The sequence below is a fragment of the Streptococcus sp. HMSC076C09 genome, from assembly GCF_001837905.1.
Taxonomy (GTDB): domain Bacteria; phylum Bacillota; class Bacilli; order Lactobacillales; family Streptococcaceae; genus Streptococcus; species Streptococcus parasanguinis_I.
Genome location: NZ_KV834606.1, coordinates 142,131 through 159,491 on the forward strand (window position 1 = coordinate 142,131; position 17,361 = coordinate 159,491).

At 41.9% G+C, this 17,361-nt stretch carries 16 protein-coding genes; 14 read left to right on the plus strand and 2 right to left on the minus strand.

The genetic code is table 11. The annotated features are described in order from the left end of the window. The first annotated feature begins 148 nt into the window (after positions 1-148). Entirely contained in the window at positions 149-757 is a 609-nt protein-coding gene (locus HMPREF2704_RS00725) for a hypothetical protein (protein WP_024056147.1), read from the plus strand. 449 nt (positions 758-1,206) lie between these two features. Here HMPREF2704_RS00725 and HMPREF2704_RS00730 read toward each other — a convergent pair whose 3' ends face one another. Both HMPREF2704_RS00730 and HMPREF2704_RS00735 read right to left on the minus strand, forming a co-directional pair. Beyond that, positions 1,207-1,593: a bleomycin resistance protein gene (locus HMPREF2704_RS00730; RefSeq protein ID WP_070845393.1), complete on the minus strand. Its 387-nt coding sequence runs from the start codon at positions 1,591-1,593 to the stop codon at positions 1,207-1,209. Positions 1,594-1,604: 11 nt separating this feature from the next. Continuing rightward, on the minus strand, positions 1,605-2,432 hold the full coding sequence (locus tag HMPREF2704_RS00735) for an exodeoxyribonuclease III (RefSeq protein WP_070845395.1): 828 nt from the start codon (positions 2,430-2,432) through the stop codon (positions 1,605-1,607). Between the two features lie 135 nt (positions 2,433-2,567). On the opposite strand from HMPREF2704_RS00735, the gene HMPREF2704_RS00740 reads away from it, so the two are divergent. The 13 genes from HMPREF2704_RS00740 to HMPREF2704_RS00800 all read left to right on the plus strand — a co-directional run bounded on the left by HMPREF2704_RS00740 (position 2,568) and on the right by HMPREF2704_RS00800 (position 16,781). Then, positions 2,568-3,020 carry a DUF3290 family protein gene (locus HMPREF2704_RS00740; protein ID WP_070845397.1) on the plus strand — a complete coding sequence of 151 codons (453 nt, stop codon included), beginning with the start codon at positions 2,568-2,570 and terminating at the stop codon, positions 3,018-3,020. After that, the gene (locus HMPREF2704_RS00745) at positions 3,017-3,649 is read left to right on the plus strand and encodes a DUF421 domain-containing protein (protein WP_070845399.1); all 633 of its coding nucleotides are present in this window, start codon (positions 3,017-3,019) and stop codon (positions 3,647-3,649) included. Before HMPREF2704_RS00740 ends, HMPREF2704_RS00745 begins: the two co-directional genes overlap by 4 nt. Before the next feature lie 422 nt (positions 3,650-4,071). Beyond that, positions 4,072-6,123: a penicillin-binding protein PBP2B gene (pbp2b, locus tag HMPREF2704_RS00750; RefSeq protein WP_070845401.1), complete on the plus strand. Its 2,052-nt coding sequence runs from the start codon at positions 4,072-4,074 to the stop codon at positions 6,121-6,123. Positions 6,124-6,133: 10 nt separating this feature from the next. After that, positions 6,134-6,730: a recombination mediator RecR gene (recR, locus tag HMPREF2704_RS00755; RefSeq protein WP_070845403.1), complete on the plus strand. Its 597-nt coding sequence runs from the start codon at positions 6,134-6,136 to the stop codon at positions 6,728-6,730. Between the two features lie 76 nt (positions 6,731-6,806). After that, a complete protein-coding gene (locus tag HMPREF2704_RS00760) occupies positions 6,807-7,853 on the plus strand; it encodes a D-alanine--D-alanine ligase (protein WP_070845404.1) in 1,047 nt (348 codons plus the stop codon). A gap of 272 nt (positions 7,854-8,125) precedes the next feature. Continuing rightward, positions 8,126-9,493: a UDP-N-acetylmuramoyl-tripeptide--D-alanyl-D-alanine ligase gene (gene murF / locus HMPREF2704_RS00765; RefSeq protein WP_070845406.1), complete on the plus strand. Its 1,368-nt coding sequence runs from the start codon at positions 8,126-8,128 to the stop codon at positions 9,491-9,493. Between the two features lie 56 nt (positions 9,494-9,549). Beyond that, complete coding sequence (locus HMPREF2704_RS00770; RefSeq protein ID WP_045759223.1) at positions 9,550-10,245, plus strand: YwaF family protein; 696 nt, start codon at positions 9,550-9,552, stop codon at positions 10,243-10,245. A gap of 28 nt (positions 10,246-10,273) precedes the next feature. Next, positions 10,274-10,960 (plus strand): YwaF family protein, encoded by a 687-nt coding sequence (locus HMPREF2704_RS00775; protein ID WP_045759224.1) that lies wholly within the window; start codon positions 10,274-10,276, stop codon positions 10,958-10,960. A 14-nt stretch (positions 10,961-10,974) separates the two neighbouring features. Next, positions 10,975-11,655, plus strand: coding sequence for a YwaF family protein (locus HMPREF2704_RS00780; protein ID WP_049506635.1), 681 nt, complete (start codon positions 10,975-10,977; stop codon positions 11,653-11,655). Positions 11,656-11,712: 57 nt separating this feature from the next. Further along, positions 11,713-13,638, plus strand: a complete 1,926-nt coding sequence (locus HMPREF2704_RS00785; RefSeq protein ID WP_045759226.1) for a DUF2207 domain-containing protein — start codon at positions 11,713-11,715, stop codon at positions 13,636-13,638. Positions 13,639-13,824: 186 nt separating this feature from the next. After that, positions 13,825-15,372 (plus strand): peptide chain release factor 3, encoded by a 1,548-nt coding sequence (locus tag HMPREF2704_RS00790; protein WP_049483662.1) that lies wholly within the window; start codon positions 13,825-13,827, stop codon positions 15,370-15,372. A gap of 78 nt (positions 15,373-15,450) precedes the next feature. After that, positions 15,451-15,831, plus strand: a complete 381-nt coding sequence (locus HMPREF2704_RS00795) for a PH domain-containing protein (RefSeq protein WP_004219989.1) — start codon at positions 15,451-15,453, stop codon at positions 15,829-15,831. A gap of 41 nt (positions 15,832-15,872) precedes the next feature. Then, the gene (locus HMPREF2704_RS00800) at positions 15,873-16,781 is read left to right on the plus strand and encodes a magnesium transporter CorA family protein (RefSeq protein WP_003006305.1); all 909 of its coding nucleotides are present in this window, start codon (positions 15,873-15,875) and stop codon (positions 16,779-16,781) included. Positions 16,782-17,361: the final 580 nt, after the last annotated feature.

Sequence of the window (17,361 nt, forward strand, 5' to 3'; positions counted from 1 at the left end):
AAATTCATGAGGATAGATATAATGGTCGCCAACAAGAAATTCTCTTTTGTTGTACCCTATGCTTTTTAGCGAAAACGTTTCCTATTTAAATAAACTCTAAAAAATGATAAAATATTTGTAAGTCAACCACTTAAGGAGGTTAAGCATTGTGAAAAACAAAATCTTATTAGGTTCTATGACGCTCCTATCTGCATTTATACTATCAGCATGCGGAAATGGAGAAAAGAAAACAAACAAAACTACAGCAGCAACAACAGAAGTAACAACAACTGCTGACACTTCTTCTGAGGAAAAATCAGTCTCATATACGGACACCCAACGTATTGGACGTGATGATATTGGGTATGTTAATGTTCCAAAAGATTGGATAATCACTAAAAGCCCAGGTGCGGAATCTGCATTAGAATACTCTTCAAAACATAAATTCCCCACCGGCACACTAAATGCTTATACTGAAAATGAAGTACCTCTACAGGACCGGTTAAAGTACGTTGCTACTACTTTTTATAATACCCTCAAAAGTAATGAACATGTGACCAATAATATAGACGGCGAATGGACAAAGGTAGCTGGAGAGAACGCCTACGTCCTTAAAGCACAAGAAAAAAATGGCAAGTATCTTTATTATATATGGTTTTTCCAAAAAGGTGCGACTGTATACGTATTTTCCCTTGAAGGTACAGAGGAAAATATTTCAACCTTCAGACCTATGCTAGAACAATCTTGGGGCTTAGATCCAAATACTCCTGGTAAATAATCATTAATATACTAAAAGAGACTGATTCGATTAATCAGTCTCTTTCTTTATCCCTATACTCTTGTGGACCACTCTTCGCGTAATATTCCATATTTCACACTGTCAGAGTACTGACCTTGGTAGTAGCGGATTTCCAAATTTTTCCTTCTTTTAGGACCCCAATTTCTCAGCAACGCCATCATTACACATTGCCACGCCCAATCGTTATACCAATATGTTCGAGCGCATCGATTTCTCGGAAAATGATACTGCACTACACAAATTCATTTTTTAGAATCTGTTTTTGCATCACGAGAATATCCGCATGCGAATCGATGCGAATATTCTCGTAATAGTCCTTACAGTAATCAACGACAGCTCTCATGATTTCCTTAGCATTGGCGCCACTGGATTTACAGATCTGTCAATTTATATTTATCTACTGAAAAGAGGCCAACAGCCCACTTTTTTTATTCACTAAATCTTAAAAAATAGCCATCTGGGTCTAAAACTGCAAATTCATGAGGATAGATATAATGGTCGCCAACACGAAATTCTCTTTTGGTCAAGGGGCGATGGATGGGATAGTCAGCTTCCAGTAGCTTTTGGTGGAGCTGAGGAACATCCTCAATGCCAAAGGAAATATTGACACCACGCCCGAAAGGATAAGTCAGCTGAGCTAATTCTTCTGCGTCGCCTTCTTCTAACATGAGTTGGCAGTCTTCAAGGGAGAGGAAGAGAAATTTCTCCTCGGGGCGTTCGTATTCGACAGAGAAGCCCAGCAAGTTGCAGTAGAAGTAGCGCGATTTTTCGATGTTGGATACCACAAATTCGGGGATGACAGCTTGATAGTCCATTAGCTTTCTCCTTAGAGTTCAATCTCCATCACAATTGGTGTATGATCTTGACGAGCGCCTGAGTCAATCATATCTGATTTAGTGACCTTGTCAGCAATGCGGTTTGAGGTCAACCAATAGTCGATTCTCCAGCCTGTGTTGTTGATTTTTGAGGTTTTACTTCGTTGTGCCCACCAAGTGTAGCGTTCTGGGACATCACCATGGACATGGCGGAAGGTATCTGTAAATCCTTTGGCCAAAAGATTTGTAAATCCTTCACGTTCTTCGTCTGTGAAACCTGGTGAACGGCGGTTGCTGGCAGGGTTGGCGAGGTCGATTTCCTTGTGAGCGACATTGTAGTCACCTGTAGCAAGAACAGGCTTTTGCTTGTCTAGTTCAGTCAAGTATTCCGCATATTTGACATCCCAGACTTGACGTTCTTCCAAACGTTTGAGTCCATCACCAGCGTTTGGTGTGTAGACCTGAGTCACGAAAAAGTGATCAAATTCTAGTGTAATGATCCGACCTTCCAAGTCCATGGTCGAAGGAGCACCGATCTCTGGGAAAGTCACAACGGGAGTAAGCTCTTTTTTATAGAGGAACATGGTTCCAGCATAGCCTTTGCGAGCTGGTTCTTGAGAAGAGCGCCAGGTATTTTCGTAGCCAGGGAAGAGTTCCTCAAGAATTTCGAGGTGTTTTTTAGTAGGTCCTTTGGAGGATAACTTGGTTTCTTGAATGGCGATGATATCTGCATCCTCAGCGACCAAGGTTTGAAGGACTTCTTGAGAGAGTTTGGCGCGTGCTGAGTCGCTAGTCAATGCAGCGTTTAGCGAGTCGATATTCCATGAAATGAGTTTCATTGTGTTTCCTTTTCTTGACATAATTGATAGTTTTATTATAACAAAATTTTAATGATTTCCTGATCACAATGCCTTGAAAATTCTTATAAAATCCATTATAATAGCTTGAATTCATTTGGAGAAAGGGAGTTGTTTATGAAATTTTACTCTTATGACTATGTATTGAGTCAGATCAGCCAGCAAAACTGGGTGACCATTGGGATATCTGGCTTGCTCATTCTTCTGACTGGTTTTTTTGCGGCGAAAGCCTATCGGAATAAGCACGATAGCAAATTCCGCGAATTGTCTATTATCTCCATTTTAACTCTGGTGGTAGTGGTCTTGATCAGTATCAGCAATTTTCAAAATAGCCAAAGTAATAATGACCAGTTCCAACGCTCACTCCATTTTATTGAAGTCATCTCAAAGGAGTTGGATATCAAAAAAGAAGATGTCTATGTCAATACTTCAGCGGCCACAGATGGGGCGATTCTGAAAGTTGGAGAGGTTTATTACCGAGCTATCGCAGGCTCTGACCCGGATCGCTATCTATTAGAAAAGATGGATCTATATAAAACAGACGTAGAACTTGTGGAGGTGAACAAATGACAGTAAATTTTATAACCATTTTGATTAAATTAGCTCTTGGCTTGATTTCCTTGGTATTTGTGATCAATGTGACCGGGAAAGGAAACTTAGCACCAAGTTCTGCAGTAGACCAGATACAGAACTTTGTTCTGGGGGGAATTATTGGTGGGGTGATTTACAATAGCTCCATTACCATTCTTCAATACATAGTGATTCTCTTGATGTGGACTATTTTGATCTTGCTCTTAAAATGGCTCAATACCAATGTCCGTTTTATGAAGCACTTGATCGATGGCAAACCAACTGTCATTATCAAAAATGGGAAGCTTGATCCGGAAGCTTGTCGATCCAAGGGACTTTCTGCTTCAGACGTTGCCTTGAAATTGCGTTCACAAGGAATTTTCCAATTAAAGGGAGTGAAACGAGCTGTCATTGAACAAAACGGTCAAATTATCGTTGTCCGTGCGGGGGATGAAAATCCTAAATACCCGATCATTACTGATGGTGTGGTTCAGCTTGAAATTTTGGAAACAATTGGGAAAAGCGAAGAGTGGTTGCTGGCTGAATTGGAAAAAGAAGGCTATGACAATGTTCTGGATATTTTCATTGCCGAGTATGACAAAGGAAAAATCAATGTTGTGACTTATTAGAAGAAGAGATTGGGCGAGCATGTCCAATCTCAAATTGAAGACAAAATAGTCTTAAAAACTTTCCTTAGGTGAGTACGGACGTCAGCGAACATCTACGAAGTTCCATGACTTAGTTTTGAACCTAAAGTTTCAAAACTCCCGAGTTCCTGAAACAATTGTGTTTCAGGAACTTTTCTCACGGCGGAAAGTTTCGACATATGCTTGAATAAGCCTAAAAATTAAAAATCAATATTTTTTTCAACCACCTTACCTAGGGTTGTACATGTAAAAAAGTTTGTGTTAATTTCAAGATTGGACGAGCCTGTCCAATCTTTTTTCTTTATAAAATTCCAGGAAAGGGCTCTTCCTTTTCTTGAGATACTCTGGGAAAAATAGTAAAATGGAAGGTAAGTGTTCATTAGAAAAGAAGGATAGAAAATTTCATGAAGAAGAAAATACGGAAGTTTGAGAATCATTCGATTACACGCAGACTCTACCTGCTGTTTAGTTTGATTTGCCTTCTTTTTTTGGTGCTGATTGCCCGACTTGGCTATATGCAGATCACTCACCAAGCCTACTATACGGATAAATTGGCAAAAGCTACGAAAAAGACGGTCAAACAAGGGAGTGTGCGAGGGCAAATCTATGATGCTTCTGGTAAGCCCTTGGTGGAAAATGTGGGAAAACAAGTCCTTACCTTTACACGTGATCGTAAAATGACAGCCCAAGAAATGCGAGAGACAGCTGGGAAACTCCTGCAGTATGTCGACGTAGAAAATCCTCAAGTGACCGAACGGCAAGAAGTGGATTACTATCTAGCCAATACCAAGGTCTATCAAGAGGTCGTGGAACACCTGCCTGAGAAAAAGAAATTTGATACCGATGGAAACCGCCTGCCGGAAGCCAAGATTTATCAAGCGGCAGTGGATAGTATTGATCCTTCAAAACTAGGCTATACAGATGATGAGAAAAAGATTATTTATCTCTATAGCCAGATGAATGCGGTAGAGAATTTTGCGACGGGAATCATTACGACGCAGGCATTAGGAGCTGAGCAGATTGCGACCATCGCTGCGGACAGTCAGGACCTTCCGGGAATTGCCATCACGACTAGCTGGGACCGCAAGGTTTTGGACACTCCTTTAGCTTCTATTATTGGAAATGTATCGACTGAGCAGGCGGGACTTCCAGCAGAAGAGGTTGAAGATTATGTCAAAAAAGGCTATGCTCTCAATGACCGGGTTGGTACCTCTTATCTCGAAAAGGAATACGAAAATGTCCTTCAAGGAAAACGCAGTGAAAAAGAAATTCTCCTGGATAAAAATGGTAACATGGAGAAAGTGGTAGACATTTCAAAAGGAGCTAAGGGGGAAAACCTCAAGCTCTCGATTGACTTGGATTTCCAAAAAGGGGTGGAAGATATTCTCCGCTCTGCCTTTAGCGCAGAGTTGCAAGCTGGAAACGCGACCTACTCCGAAGGTGTCTATGCTGTAGCCCTTGAGCCTGATACAGGGAAAGTCCTTGCCATGGCAGGGATCAAACACCAGGCTGGTAGTCAAGATTTATCAACCGATGCTTTGGGAACAGTGACCAACGTCTTTGTCCCAGGATCCGTGGTCAAAGGGGCAACCTTGACTTCTGGATGGGAAAATGGAGCCATTTCCGGCAATCAGGTTCTGACCGATCAGCCGATTGTTTTTGCAGGATCAGCTCCGATCAATTCTTGGTTTACCCAATACGGTAGCCGTTCCATCAATGCGGTGGAAGCATTGGAATACTCTTCCAATACCTATATGGTCCAAATTGCCCTTAAGATGATGGGGCAACCTTACACTCCAAATATGACCTTACAAGTGGATCAGGTTGAACCGGCTATGAAAAAACTGCGCTCTACTTTTGCAGAGTATGGTCTTGGGACATCAACGGGGATTGACCTTCCCAATGAATCGACCGGTTTTATTCCAAAAGACTACACAGTCGGTAATTATTTGACCAATGCCTTTGGTCAGTTTGACAACTATACGCCTATGCAATTGGCTCAGTATGCGGCAACCGTTGCAAATGATGGGAAGAGGGTGAGTCCTCATGTCGTCGAAGGCATCTATGACAATAATGATCAAGGGGGCCTTGGTCAGTTGAAAAAAGCGATCGAAACCAAGGAGCTCAATCAGGTCCATATCTCAGCGGAGGACATGGCTTTGATCAAGCAAGGGTTCTATCAGGTTGCGAATGGTACGAGTGGGTTGACGACAGGGAAAACTGTTGGTCAAGGTGCCAGTGTCTCCATTAGTGCCAAGACAGGTACGGCCGAAACCACAGTCGATGGAGGCAAACAAGCCATTAATACCAATGTGGTGGCTTATGCACCGTCAAACAATCCAAAGATTGCGGTAGCGGTGGTCTTTCCACATAATACCAATCTACAAGCGACAGTCAGTCATTCCATTACACGTGACATTATTAACTTATACAATCAGAAACACCCCATGAATTAGAGAGGAAACTATGCTTTATCCAGCACCTATTGCAAAATTAATTGACAGCTATTCGAAGTTGCCAGGAATTGGGATCAAAACAGCGACTCGTCTGGCTTTTTACACCATTGGTATGTCAGATGATGATGTCAATGAATTTGCCAAGAACTTACTGAATGCCAAGCGTGAGCTAGGGTATTGCAGTATTTGTGGCAATTTAACCGATGAAGAAACCTGCGAGATTTGTCGAGATGAAACGCGGGATCCATCCCTCATTCTGGTTGTAGAAGATAGCCGGGATGTATCTGCTATGGAAAATATCCAGGAATACCATGGTCGCTATCATGTCTTGCATGGCTTGATCTCGCCCATGAATGGCGTGGGACCCGATGACATCAATCTCAAGACTTTGATTGGTCGCTTGATGGATGGAACAGTCACAGAGGTCATTGTTGCGACCAATGCGACAGCAGACGGGGAAGCGACATCTATGTATATCTCGCGCGTGCTCAAACCTGCAGGGATCAAAGTAACCCGTTTGGCACGTGGTCTGGCAGTTGGAGCCGATATCGAGTATGCGGACGAAGTGACCTTGCTTCGTGCGATCGAAAATCGGACAGAATTATAAGAGAAGTTCTTTCGAAAGGGCTATCATTGTGGTATACTATCAAGTAAGAAATCAAGGGAACAATTAGGGAGAAACTATGAGTAAACAAGACTTAATCCTGTTGTATGGTGGACGTAGTGCAGAGCGTGAAGTATCTGTTCTTTCAGCAGAAAGCGTGATGCGCGCGATTGATTACCAAGCATTTTCGGTTCAAACCTACTTTATTACGCAGTCAGGAGACTTCATCCAGACGCAAGCTTTTGAAGAGAAACCAGCGGATGATGAGAAATTGATGACCAATGAGACAGTGGACTGGTCTAAAAAAGTGGCTCCATCTGCGATTTACAAGGAAGGAGCAGTGGTCTTTCCAGTTCTTCATGGACCGATGGGAGAAGATGGTTCCATTCAAGGCTTCTTAGAAGTCTTGAAGATGCCTTATGTTGGCTGTGGTATCCTAGCTTCTAGTGTTGCGATGGACAAGATCACGACCAAACGGGTCTTAGAGTCTGCAGGAATTCCGCAAGTTCCTTATGTAGCTGTAGTGGAAGGCGATGACGTGGATGAGAAAATTGCTGCAATTGAAGCGACTCTCTCTTATCCTGTCTTTACCAAACCATCCAATATGGGTTCAAGCGTAGGGATTTCAAAATCTGAAAACCAAACAGAACTTCGGGCTGCTCTCGAATTGGCCTTCAAATACGATAGCCGTGTCTTAGTAGAGCAAGGGGTTAATGCGCGTGAGATCGAAGTTGGACTGCTTGGAAACTATGATGTCAAGAGTACCTTGCCAGGTGAAGTTGTGAAAGATGTGGCCTTCTATGATTATGATGCCAAATACATCGACAACAAAATTACCATGGCGATTCCAGCTCAATTGGACCCTGAGGTTGTGAAAACCATGAGGACCAATGCAGAAAAAGCCTTTCGTGCAATCGGTGGTCTAGGTTTAGCGCGCTGTGATTTCTTCTATACCGATAAAGGAGACATCTTCTTAAACGAACTCAATACCATGCCAGGATTTACCCAATGGTCTATGTATCCCTTGCTTTGGGACAATATGGGACTCAACTATACAGATTTGATCACCAAGTTAGTAGAGCTTGGAAAAGAAGTCTTCCAAAAACACGAAGCGCATTTGTTGTAAGAAAAGAGAGAGTGGGACAGAAATCGGTAATTTGTTAGAATTCGATTTCTGTCCCACCTCCGCACAGTTGAGTAGGGCTGTAAAAGCTGATGAAATCAGCGTAGTAGAGCCCACTCAACCACTGCGTCTTGCTCGACAATCCAAAGAAAATCAAGAGGCTAGGACTTCTGTCCCAGCCACTTTTTTTGTGGTCTAGAATATGGTATAATGAGAAGAATTTGATAGGAGCGTCCAAATCTTTGAGGACGTTACGGAGAACTGAGGAGTCGGATATGAATCTCACATTACATGAAGTTGCTCATCTAGTACATGCAAAAAATGATATCAGTCAATTTGAAGATGTGGCCCTCGTCAAGCCGGAATTTGACAGTCGTTTGATTGGGCCTGGAGACTTGTTTGTTCCTTTAAAGGGAGCGCGTGATGGTCATGACTTTATTGAGACTGCTTTTGAAAACGGAGCCGTAGCCACTTTTTCAGAGAAAGTGATCGAAGGCCACCCTTATATTTTGGTGGAAAATGTATTGAGCGCATTTCAAACATTGGCTGCAGCCTATCTTCAAAAGACAAAAGTGGATGTTTTTGCTGTGACAGGGTCAAATGGTAAAACAACTACAAAAGATATGTTGGCACAGCTTTTGTCCACCACCTACCTGACCTATAAAACACAGGGAAACTATAATAATGAAATTGGTCTTCCTTATACGGTTTTGCATATGCCAGAAGGGACGGACAAACTCGTCCTTGAAATGGGGCAAGACCATCTAGGAGATATCCATCTCTTGTCAGAACTGGCGCATCCAAAAGCTGCTATTGTCACCTTGATTGGAGAAGCCCATTTGGAATTCTTTAAAGATCGAAGTGAGATCGCAAAAGGAAAACTCCAGATTGCGGATGGCATGCCAGAAGGTGGCCTTCTGGTGGTTCCAGCTGATCCGATCGTCAATGCCTACCTCCCTGAAAAACAAAAAGTGGTTCGCTTTGGGCCAGATGAGGAGATTTTTATTACCGAGTTAATCGAACGAAAGGACAGCCTAACCTTCCGAGCGAATTTCTTAGAAGAAGCGATTGATCTTCCGGTAACAGGAAAATACAATGCGACCAATGCTATGATCGCAGCTTATGTTGCCCTGCAAGAAGGAGTGAGTGAGGCTGCGATTCGTGATAGTTTTGAAACCTTGCAATTAACACGCAACCGGACAGAATGGAAGAAAGCAGGTAATGGGGCGGATATCCTATCCGATGTCTACAATGCTAACCCAACGGCTATGCGCCTAATCTTAGAAACTTTCTCGACTATTCCTGCTAATCCAAATGGTCGAAAATTAGCCGTCCTGGCAGATATGAAAGAACTAGGGGAGCAATCTATTGATCTGCACAACCAAATGATTCTCAGCCTCTCGCCAGATGTTTTGGATACGGTTATTTTTTATGGCCAAGACATTGCGGGATTGGCTCAGTTAGCGAGTCAGATGTTCCCACTTGGACATGTCTATTATTTCAAAAAAACAGCTGAGGAAGACCAGTTTGAGGACATGGTCAAACAAGTCAAGGAAAGCTTAAAAGAGCAGGACCAAATCCTCATCAAGGGAAGCAATTCCATGCATTTAGCCAAATTGGTAGAGGAATTGGAAAAAGCCTAGCAAATGTGAAGGAAGTTATACAAAAATAGGCTACTATAAACTAAAGGAATAAAAAAATGACATTTTGGGATTTATTGATTACGAACCAAAAATCAGCCCCGCCTGAGTTTGGGCTCTGGTATGTTTTCCTACCAGCTTCCTTGTTGGTGGTTGGCTACTTTTCTATCAAATATGCACAGTCTAAAAGCTACCAACGCTTTTGGTATTGGGCACAATTGATTCAAGTTTTGACCATCAATGCTTGGTATATTCTCGCCCACATGCCTTTGACAGACAATTTGCCCTTTTATCATTGTCGCTTGGCTATGCTTGCGATCCTCTTTGCACCTAGAGGGACCTATATCAAGCAATACTTTGCCTTGTTGGGAGTTCTAGGATCCATTGCGGCTTTGGTTTATCCGGCCTTTGATCCCTTCCCATTCCCTCATATTACTGTACTCAATCTGATTTTTAGTCACTGGGCCTTGTTTGCCAATAGTTTGATTTACCTACAGGATTTTTATCAGTCGGAAAAACAGGACAACTTACGGATTGTTAAGATCACCTTTGGTATGAATGCAGTCATCTTTTTGGTCAATCTTTTGACCAGAGGAGATTACGGCTTCTTACGACGTCCACCAATCATTGGAGACCACGGTGCTCTTTTGAACTACCTCTTGGTCAGCATCGTGATGGTGGCTGGTATTTGCTTGGTCAACCAGCGCTACAAATACAAGATGGTTGAAGAGAGTATTGTTTCGCGTTCGGAATAGAAAAAAGAGTAGATGAGGGAAAGAAATCATGGCACTTTGGGACTTATTTTTTACCAGTCAACCAACATCCCCTCCTCGATTGGGGGTCTGGTATTTCTTATTGCCGACTTCTTTGGTAGTGGTGGGAGTTCTGTCCGTTCGATTTGCTCACTCCAAAAGCTACCAAACCTTTTGGTATTGGGGACAGTTGATCCAGTTGCTCATCATCAACTCTTGGTATTTAGCAGCTCGCTTGCCTTTTTCAGAGAGTCTTCCCTTCTATCATAGCCGGATGGCCATGTGGATTATTCTTTTGGCCCCCAAGGGAAGCTTCAAGCAATATTTTGCCCTCGTGGGAGTCTTTGGCTCCATTATGGCCTTGGTTCATCCTGTTTTTTATCCCTACCCTTTTCCTCACGTTTCCTCGATCAACAATGTCTTTGGTCACTGGGCCCTCTTGGCCAACTGCCTAATCTATCTGGTTCAATCCTACCAGGTGGAAGAAGGGGCCGTTTGGAAGATCTGTCAGATGACGTTTGGGGTCAATGCCATTATTGTTCTAGCCAACCTTGTAACGGGCGGAAACTATGGCTTTCTGCGTCGACCACCTGTGCTAGGAGACCATGGCCTTGTTCTCAACTATTTCATCGTGACAGTCCTAATGACGGGGACACTGATCCTCATCAATACTATCGTTCAGTACAGTAAGAAAAGAAGAATACCTGAATCTGTTTAAATAAGGAGGGTTTTATGCATCAATTTTTCACTACAGAATCAACAGAACCACCAGCAATCTCAGCACTTTGGTATAGTGTGATGGTCTTGTTAATTGTGACAGCGATCATGATGTCACTTCGCTATTATCAGAATGAGCAATTTCGCAAATGCTTTCAATACTTACAAGGCTTCCAGTTAATTTGCTTGTATCTTTGGTATTTTGCCTACCACATTCCTTGGTCCAACAGTTTACCATTTTATCATTGCCGCTTGGCCATGTTTGCGGTCTTGTTTTTGCCAGACAGATGGAAAAGCAAACAGTTCTTTGCCTTGATGGGAGTGAGTGGAGCCATCTTTGCTTTGGGCTATCCAGTCTTTGACCCCTACACTTTCCCTCATATTACGAGCTTTTCTTTCCTCCTCGGACATTACTGTCTCCTGATCAATTCCTTGATTTATCTCTTGAGATGGTATGATCGAAACCTCTTAAAAAATAGTCAGATTGTTCTCTATACCTTTGTTTTAGATTTATTCCTGGTTGGAGTCAATCAATTGACGGGAGGTAATTATGGTTTGATGGCCCGCCCTCCGATTATGAGAGGGGATAAAGTGTGGCTCAACTACTTGGTTGTATCTAGTATTTTAGCCCTTGCTTTATTACTCTTTAATCAGATCTTCAGTCGCAGAAGTGAGCGGGTGAAAGTGAGAAAATAACCAGTATAAAGGTTGGGCATCTCTGTCTCAACCCTGTTTTATATCAAAGGAGAATATATGAAGCGTTTCTTGCTAATGATCTCCCTCGTTTGGAGTTTGTTTTGTACAATAACGACAGCATATGCGGATGAAGAAGTTCGCTATTCGATTGAATCCTATGTAGGACACCTCCAATTGCGGGAAGATAGCCAGGCAACATTTACACAAGAGATCACCTATCAGTTTCAGACAGGCTATCATGGTCAATATGTGACCTTAGGAAGCGCTGATCCTCTTCCAAAAGGGTTTAAGATTCATCGTAATCCTGAGGTGGAAGCCTATGTGGATGGGGAAAAACGAGAGATTCGTGTAGAGGAAACAGACCTGGAAGATGGCCGTCAATTAAAAATATACAATGCCCGTATCGTCGGTGGCACGGTCAAGATCAAAGTGAAATGGAAGATTGATCATCTCTTGACTTTCTACAAGGATATTGCAGAACTGAATTGGTTTCCTATTTCAGATGGAGATGAGAAAGTCGCGAAATTAGATTTTTATGTGGATGGCTTGGATGCTAAGCAGGGAAAACTGTATGCCCATACTGGTTACTTTAATCCACCAGCCCAAGTCGAACGGACTGAAACTGGTTATCATATTTGGACAAAGGATTTTCCAAAAAATGGAAAGCTCGAACTGCATGCCTATTGGCCAATGACAGAAGCCCTGCGTCGAGACCAAGCAAATGAGATTAACAAGGGAAATGGAAAAGAGAAATTTCTCAAAAAAGAGAAATCCATTGAACAAAAAACGTTCCTCTATCGGACACTACTACTTAAGGTTGTACCAATTGTATCGATTCTTTTATTTATCCTCGCTTTCATTCCATGGATCCGGTATTTTATCAGTACCAGAACTCGTCGGATTGCAAAAGGAGTACGATTATACGAACCACCACAGAATTTACCTCCTCTTGTCCTAGCTAAGGCACTGTATCAACTTGATTTTGAACGGATGGTGATATCTAGAGAGAAAGGACCATTAAAATTCAATCATCTCATCCAAGCAACTATATTGGATCTCATTGATCGAGGAAATCTTCGTTTGACTAGGAATGAAAATGGGGAAACCTTGACCTGTCTCCATTATGAAGGCTTGGCTGATTTTGAATTGAAGTTTATTGAAATGATCTTTGATCAAGAATCTGAAATCAATATCAGTGAAGTATTTTCAAGGTATAAAATCGACAAAGCAGCCTTAAAAAAAGATTTTCGAGCTGCTAAATCAGACACACAACGAGACCGTATTCGAAAAGTCGGAAGTGCCGTTCAATCGCTTTTAAAAAAGGATGCCCAGCAATTGTCAAAAGGGGTAGAAAAGGAAATTGCAAAATTAGGATTGCCTTCTTATTTTAGAGACTTATCTGAAAAAGAAGAAGCTTTTTCTAAAACAGGCTGTGCCCTACACTTTTGGCTCTTACTTATCTTATTTGTGAGCATGTGTTTCTTATCTCTTGGATTTGGATCACACCTATCTTCATTCTATTTTTGGATTATTTTACTTTTGGTTTTGTTATTCATTCCATTTTATATTGTTGTGAAAATCCGTGAAGATCATCTACAATCCTTAGAGAACTTGGATTCACAATTCCAATGGATGGCCTTTCGAAATATGATCGAAAGTATTCCAAATTTCAACCAAGCAGAACTTGAGAGTGTCATCCTATGGAATCGCATCTTAGTCTATGCAACCATGTATGGCCAAGCAAAAAAAGTGAGCCAGGTACTCCAAAATCATCAGATTCCCTTACCATATGAAGACTGGGACACCGTTCTTTGGCTAACAACCTCCCCAAATACCTTCCTAGACGGCTCTACCTTGATGAACTATGCAGATGATTCCTATAGTGTTTCAAGCTTCTCTATTAACTCTTCAGATGGCAGTGGCGGCTTTGACGGCGGTGGCTTCTCTGATGGTGGCGGTGGCGGAGGATTTGGTGCCTTTTGATAGCCGTGAAAAGAAGACTAGAATCTACGGATTTTGGTCTTTCTTTTTGCTTTCAAAGAAGAATCATCGTTGAAAAAAGTGCCTATTTTCGCTATAATAGGACAGATAGAGAAATTGAGGAGAAATCCGATGTAGAGATGAATTTGTAAATTTATCAGAAAAATAAAAAGAGAAAGAATTAGGAATATGAACGTACAAGAAGAAATTAAAAAACGCCGTACCTTTGCCATTATCTCCCACCCGGATGCTGGTAAAACGACGATTACAGAGCAGTTGCTCTACTTTGGGGGAGAGATTCGGGAAGCCGGTACTGTCAAAGGGAAGAAAACAGGAAACTTTGCTAAATCTGACTGGATGGATATCGAGAAGCAACGTGGGATTTCGGTAACCTCATCTGTTATGCAGTTCGACTATGATGGCAAACGGGTCAATATCCTTGATACGCCAGGGCACGAGGACTTCTCAGAAGATACTTATCGGACCTTGATGGCGGTGGACGCTGCCGTCATGGTGGTAGACTCTGCCAAAGGGATTGAAGCTCAAACCAAGAAATTGTTTGAGGTTGTGAAACACCGTGGCATTCCCGTCTTTACCTTTATGAATAAGCTGGACCGTGACGGTCGTGAGCCACTGGACCTCTTACAAGAATTAGAAGAAGTCTTGGGAATCGCCAGTTACCCAATGAACTGGCCGATTGGGATGGGGAAAGCCTTTGAGGGACTCTATGACCTTTATAACCAACGTTTGGAACTCTATAAAGGAGACGAGCGTTTTGCTAGTCTAGAAGACGGAGACAAGCTTTTTGCCAACAACCCTTTCTACGAGCAAGTAAAAGACGATATCGAACTCTTGCAAGAAGCAGGAAATGACTTTTCAAAAGAAGCCATCCTTGCGGGTGAATTGACTCCCGTCTTCTTCGGCTCAGCCTTAACCAATTTTGGAGTACAGACTTTCTTGGAAACCTTCCTCAAGTTTGCTCCGGAGCCACACGGCCACAAGAAGACAGATGGCGAACTTGTCGATCCTTATGATAAGGATTTCTCAGGCTTTGTCTTTAAAATCCAAGCCAATATGGACCCTCGTCACCGCGACCGGATCGCCTTTGTGCGGATCGTATCTGGCGAATTTGAGCGTGGGATGAGCGTCAACCTGCCTCGTACTGGTAAGGGCGCTAAGTTATCTAACGTGACTCAATTTATGGCCGAAAGCCGTGAAAATGTCAGCAATGCTGTAGCAGGAGACATCATCGGGGTTTACGATACCGGTACTTATCAGGTTGGAGATACTTTGACAGTGGGCAAAAACAAGTTTGAATTTGAACCACTGCCAACCTTTACGCCTGAAATCTTCATGAAAGTGTCAGCTAAGAACGTCATGAAGCAAAAATCCTTCCACAAAGGGATTGAGCAATTGGTGCAAGAAGGAGCTATTCAGCTCTATACCAACTACCAAACAGGTGAATACATGTTAGGTGCCGTTGGTCAACTTCAGTTTGAAGTCTTTAAGCACCGGATGGAAAATGAATACAATGCCGAAGTGGTCATGAGCCCAATGGGTAAAAAGACCGTTCGCTGGATCAAACCAGAAGACTTAGATGAGCGCATGTCTTCAAGCCGGAATATCTTGGCGAAGGACCGCTTTGACCAACCTGTCTTCCTCTTTGAAAACGACTTTGCCCTCCGCTGGTTTGCGGATAAGTATCCAGATGTTGAGCTGGAAGAAAAGATGGGGTAAGGAACGATTCAAAATCGATCCATAATAATAGAATAAGAAAACGAAAATCTATCCGTTTTCGCTTATAAAGGAGAAATGATGGGATTATTAAGTGGTTTGATGGGCAATGCCTCTCAAAAGAATGTTGATAAAGTAGAAAGAGATCTGGAAGATATCTTGGTGCCGGGAGAGCAAGTCACACTTGCTTTTAGCTTGATTCGTGATTTAATCGTCTTTACAGAGTTTCGTTTGATCTTGGTGGATAAGCAAGGAGTAACAGGAAAGAAAACGTCCTACAAATCCCTTCCTTATCGCTCGATCTCTCGATTTTCAGTCGAAACTTCCGGTCATTTTGATTTGGATGCCGAATTAAAAATCTGGGTCTCTTCTGCAGTCGAGCCTTCAGAAGTTTTACAATTCAAGAGTGACAGCAGCGTCATTGAAATCCAGCAAGCATTAGCCAGTGCAGTTTTTAAATAAAAATATCATTTTGATAGAGAACAGTTGAGAAAGGAGACGGAATGTTTATCGAAAAACAATTGGGTCAAGATCGGAAATGGATCAATATCGACTCGGATATGATTGCTGAAAACTCATATCTTTATAAAAAATACGAGATTGACAAAGAAACCATTGAGTACGCGATGGATAAGAACGAACGTGCCCATATGGATTATAATCGAGAAAACGGTACGATCACATTTATCTACAATGTATTGGATTTAGAAAAGGACAAGGAATACTACGAAACCATCCCTATGACCTTTATCGTTCAAGATACGCGACTCGTGACCATCAGTAACCAGGACAATGCCTATATCATTGAACAAATGGTTCGCTATTTGGAAAGCCATGGGGAGTTGTCGATCTATAAGTTGCTTTTTGCAGGTCTTGAAATGATCAGTAATGCTTATTATCCGATTATTGATCGCTTAGATAAGCACAAGGATGAACTCAATCGTTTGCTTCGAAAGACAACGACGACCAAGAATCTTTATGCCCTGTCTGACCTTGAGACCGGTATGGTGTATCTGGTCGCAGCAGCCAAGCAAAATCGGATGTTGCTAGAACATATTAAAGCGCATGCCATTTATCGCAGGATGAATGATGTTGAAAAAGAGCAGTTTGATGATGCCATGATCGAAGCGCGTCAGTTGGCTTCGATGACTGAGTTGATTTCCAATGTCTTGCAACAGTTGTCAGGATCTTACAACAATATCCTAAACAACAACTTGAATGACAATTTGACAACCCTAACCATCTTTGAAGCCTTGTTGGCGGTTTTAGCCGTTATCACCGGTTTCTTTGGAATGAATATCCCTCTTCCGATGACAAAGGATCCCAATGCTTGGATTTATGTATCCGTATGTAGCTTTATATTATGGCTCATTTTGGGAAAGGTTATGCGGTGGATTGTGAAACAAAGATAAAAAAGAGGCTTGGAGAAATCCGAGCCTCTTCGTATCTAGAATAATCTGAGAAATAGGAACCATCTAGACACCTGCCCTCCTCTCCAAAGAAGGGGCAGTGTGAATAGTTCATTGACTGTACAAAATCTTCTTGGAAATAGTAGGAGTAGATTTAATAGTACTGAGTGGTTCTAAATAAATCAGAACTTAGAATAAATCGTTGAATCAGATAAAATGATCCTATTTCTTTATACAGAAATATTTTAGATACTAACTGTATTATACATATTTATTTGTAAAAACGCAAGAACTACCAAAAAAAGTTTTTCCGAAGTTTTTATACTCCTATTTAAAGGGATTCTTGAACGGTGTCAGAAGAAAGTCAGCTAAATCTAGGGGAAACTGCCCTCTTGACTATTTTCAAGTTTTTAAAAATTTTTCCTAAAAAATAAAATTATTCTCCTTTGACTATCATTTGGTCGTCCATTGTGTTATACTAGATAAGTTGCAAACTTGTATGAGAGAAATGCTGGTGAGATGGAACAATTAGAAAAGGAATGTTGGTCAATCTCCCACAAGGAGGATCTTGGTGTCTTTTCGT

What these genes read in the sequence shown, in the direction of transcription:
- HMPREF2704_RS00790 (WP_049483662.1), top strand. Translation starts at nt 13,825, where the DNA reads ATGAACGTACAAGAAGAAATTAAAAAACGCCGTACCTTTGCCATTATC.
- HMPREF2704_RS00760 (WP_070845404.1), top strand. Translation starts at nt 6,807, where the DNA reads ATGAGTAAACAAGACTTAATCCTGTTGTATGGTGGACGTAGTGCAGAG.
- HMPREF2704_RS00795 (WP_004219989.1), top strand. Translation starts at nt 15,451, where the DNA reads ATGGGATTATTAAGTGGTTTGATGGGCAATGCCTCTCAAAAGAATGTT.
- HMPREF2704_RS00800 (WP_003006305.1), top strand. Translation starts at nt 15,873, where the DNA reads ATGTTTATCGAAAAACAATTGGGTCAAGATCGGAAATGGATCAATATC.
- pbp2b (WP_070845401.1), top strand. Translation starts at nt 4,072, where the DNA reads ATGAAGAAGAAAATACGGAAGTTTGAGAATCATTCGATTACACGCAGA.
- HMPREF2704_RS00740 (WP_070845397.1), top strand. Translation starts at nt 2,568, where the DNA reads ATGAAATTTTACTCTTATGACTATGTATTGAGTCAGATCAGCCAGCAA.
- HMPREF2704_RS00770 (WP_045759223.1), top strand. Translation starts at nt 9,550, where the DNA reads ATGACATTTTGGGATTTATTGATTACGAACCAAAAATCAGCCCCGCCT.
- HMPREF2704_RS00780 (WP_049506635.1), top strand. Translation starts at nt 10,975, where the DNA reads ATGCATCAATTTTTCACTACAGAATCAACAGAACCACCAGCAATCTCA.
- HMPREF2704_RS00775 (WP_045759224.1), top strand. Translation starts at nt 10,274, where the DNA reads ATGGCACTTTGGGACTTATTTTTTACCAGTCAACCAACATCCCCTCCT.
- recR (WP_070845403.1), top strand. Translation starts at nt 6,134, where the DNA reads ATGCTTTATCCAGCACCTATTGCAAAATTAATTGACAGCTATTCGAAG.
- HMPREF2704_RS00735 (WP_070845395.1), bottom strand. Translation starts at nt 2,432, where the DNA reads ATGAAACTCATTTCATGGAATATCGACTCGCTAAACGCTGCATTGACT.
- HMPREF2704_RS00785 (WP_045759226.1), top strand. Translation starts at nt 11,713, where the DNA reads ATGAAGCGTTTCTTGCTAATGATCTCCCTCGTTTGGAGTTTGTTTTGT.
- murF (WP_070845406.1), top strand. Translation starts at nt 8,126, where the DNA reads ATGAATCTCACATTACATGAAGTTGCTCATCTAGTACATGCAAAAAAT.
- HMPREF2704_RS00745 (WP_070845399.1), top strand. Translation starts at nt 3,017, where the DNA reads ATGACAGTAAATTTTATAACCATTTTGATTAAATTAGCTCTTGGCTTG.
- HMPREF2704_RS00730 (WP_070845393.1), bottom strand. Translation starts at nt 1,593, where the DNA reads ATGGACTATCAAGCTGTCATCCCCGAATTTGTGGTATCCAACATCGAA.